Source organism: bacterium (assembly GCA_035371905.1).
Classification (GTDB): domain Bacteria; phylum Ratteibacteria; class UBA8468; order B48-G9; family JAFGKM01; genus JAMWDI01.
The window spans coordinates 1-3,226 of record DAORXQ010000146.1 but is presented as its reverse complement, the minus strand read 5'-3'; the positions used below and the strand labels follow the sequence as shown (position 1 = coordinate 3,226).

General features: G+C 29.5%; 2 protein-coding genes. Both read right to left on the bottom strand.

Going from position 1 to position 3,226, the window contains the following annotated elements; translation table 11 throughout:
• Window positions 1–70: 70 nt before the first annotated feature.
• On the bottom strand, window positions 71–2,416 hold the full coding sequence (locus PKV21_09780) for a glucosamine-6-phosphate deaminase (GenBank protein HOM27775.1): 2,346 nt from the start codon (window positions 2,414–2,416) through the stop codon (window positions 71–73).
• A gap of 499 nt (window positions 2,417–2,915) precedes the next feature.
• On the bottom strand, window positions 2,916–3,226 hold a 311-nt coding region (locus tag PKV21_09775), incomplete at its 5' end, for a hypothetical protein (GenBank protein HOM27774.1).

Below are 3,226 nucleotides of genomic sequence, written 5' to 3'. Positions count from 1 at the left end.
TGTAGATGGAATTGCTGGTTATGAATCATTAAAAGTCGGTCTTGAGGCAATAAAAAACTGGAAATGAATTTTAATCTTCCATAATACTCTTCAAATTACTGCTTTCGGTCAGAAATTCATCAACATCCATTTCTTTAATAAAAACAACTCCTCTGCTTGCTCTAATTCTTGCATACTCACTTCCACCAAAAAAATCCCTTCCAAGAATTACTTTAATAAATCCACCCTGTTGTACCATTATCTTTACAGCGAGTTCAGAAAAAGGTCCATCATATTCATAACTTGGGAAAGAAGCACTTCTCTGTGAACCAAAACATATATCAAAAGCACTTTTCATAATAGCAATTGAATTCATTGAAACAGGAACATAAATATTTGCTTCAGAAGGATGAAATCTATCCCATATATTTCTGTATCCCCATATTTTTATATTTTTATTTACCTCTGAAACATATTTTTTTACAGATTGAGCAATTATTTGAAGAACTTTGTAGTGAGTATCAGGTCCTGTTCCTTCAGGGTCAAAAGCAACCGTAAGAACATCCGGCTTAATTCTTTTTAAAATCTCAAGAAATGGTTTTACATCTCTTTCCCATTCAGGTTGAGGTGTGAAAATTTCTCCTGTATAAAATCCAAGTCGTAAATGAAAAATATTATTACAACTGAACCCAAGATGTGCCCATAAAAGTTCCTCTTCCCATTCCCTTATCATTCCTTTTAACTTTTGAATATCAGGAATATCTTTTTTCCCTGGATATGCTTTTAAAATTTCTTTTTTAAGAAACAAAACTTTATCTAAAACTTCTTCTGGTTTATCATTTTTTATTATCTCAACTATATTGCGGTACATTCTCCTTGCTTCTGCCTCTCTCCTTATTTCTTCATTTTGAGCAGCAACTCCATCAAGGTATCTGTATATATCTCTATTCCTTCCAGTAATATTATCCTTTGAAAAGTATTTCTTCTCTGAAATCAACCTCTTTAATTTTCCATTTTTTATAAATTTTTCAAGATTTTCAAGTTGTTCAAACAGATAATTATTTGTTACTGATGTAAAACCACTCGTTAATGTTGCAAAAAAATGATAGTTTGTTGGTTTTCTTACAAGATGAAGTATATATGGTAAGTATCCAAGCATTATGTCATCGTGATGTGGTGCAGTATGTAAAAATGTAGTATTTTCAATTTCCTGAATTCCTCTCTGTATTCTCTTTTTAAAATTACTTTCTATTTCCAGAATTATTTTTTTTAAATTTCTTATTTCTCCTTTTTCTATCAGAACAGAACCATAGATATCATTTTTTATATCATTCATAGTTAAATCTGTAATCTTCTTATCCAATCTGTAGGATATATCCACAAGTATTTTTTCCTTTTCAGAATAAGGAATAGATTTATATTTTTTAAGATTCTCAATTTTTCTTCCTTTCAAAAGAGATGCGGCTCCGGATGTTAAATAAAATCTTGCACCTACCAATTTCTGAAGTGAAGTTGCAGGATAAAGTATATCAGGTTCATTTTCAATAGCATCTCTTACAACAGATGCCTTACTTTCACCAGCAGCCATAATAATTGCAGTAGTAGTAGGATTTTTGGTAATGGTTAAAAGTCCAATAGTCATAACTGCTTTATCTCTTGAATTTTCAATTCCTCCAAGGTCAGTTGCAGCAGCTGCCGCTGTTTCATAATTAATTTTTAAAACTCTTGTTGTAGAATTGTGGTCAGACCCTCTTATATTGAATGCTATATGTCCATCAGGTCCTATTCCGCCAAGAAAAAATCCAATTCCACCAAGTTCCTCAATTTTCCTTTCATATTCCATCGCATATCTATCAATTTCATAAATTGCTTCCTGTTGTTTTTTTTCTAATTCATTTTTTGGCATTCTATATCTTAGAGTAAGGTCAACTTTTCCATCAGGAAAAATATAAGAAAGATTTTTTTCTCCTTTCACTCCGATAGTCCATGTATTCATAAGAATTGTCTTTTCAGAATTAAATCCAAAACCTTCAATATAAAACTTTTTTATATAATAATTAAAACTGTTTTCTCTTTTTGGGTCCATTGGATAAAATTCATCCATTTGAACGAACCAGTAATTTTTCAAATCAGGTTTATTTTTAACATCAATTCCCCATGAATTTAACTCTTTTTTTACTTCCAGTTCTTTCCAGTTTTTTAAATAAAATTTTGTCCATTTTATAAAATATTCAGGAGTTTTTCCTGTTGGAAGAGATATAACTCCTTCTGGGTTTAATTGTAGCCACTCAATAAATCTTAATGAAACAACTTTGCCAAGTAAAGGGAAATTAGGAACCTGAAGAACTTTTATTTTCTCATATCCATAAAGAGGTTTTTTTTCAAATTTTTCAATTGCTATTTCTTCTAATTTTGATTTAAAATTATAATTTTTCATATTTCACATTCTAATCGCGTATTTAAATATAAACTACTTACTTTTTAATCCCAAAAAATACCCTCTTAAAGTTAACTTGCCATCAATAAATAATTCTATTTTTACAGTATAGGAATGTGGAACTTTGGATATTTTTTGATTTTTCAGAGTGATGATAGATGTCATAAATTAAAAAGATGAGAAATATAATAATTAAAAAAGTAATAATTATGGACCATAATATAATAAACGGAGTATCTCCTGCAGGATGTGTCCACAAAGAACTTTTACAATAAGGACATTTTATCCACATTCTTAAAAAACAGAATAAAAACAATGTTTTTTTACTTATCAAAAATTCTTTTTTACATTTAAAACAATAAACTTGTTGCCACCTTACTTCTTTTAATTTGTCTATTAGATTCATTTCAATAATTTTAAAATCATTTATTTTAAAACATATTTACACTTTCATCTATCATAAACTGTTTGTCTCTAATTTGGTCATAACCTTTCTTAATCATCCTGGCATTTTCTCAAGTACTTTGTTTATTAATTCTCTTGTCTTTTCTCCTTCTGATTTTATTAATGTGCCTAAAAACCTCAATGTATCATCCATCTTCTCCATTCTCGCATCCATCCTTTCAAGCATTTCTCTGTGGGCTATATTCATCCTCTCTATCATCTCCTGTGTTCTTTTGTTCCCTTCTTCTATCATCTTTTGTGTCTCTTTAATTAATTCTTGTGCCCTCTGGTTTCCTTCATCTATAATTTTCTTTGCTCTCTCATCTTCTGTCCTTACTAATTTATTCGTATTATAACTTAAAACAA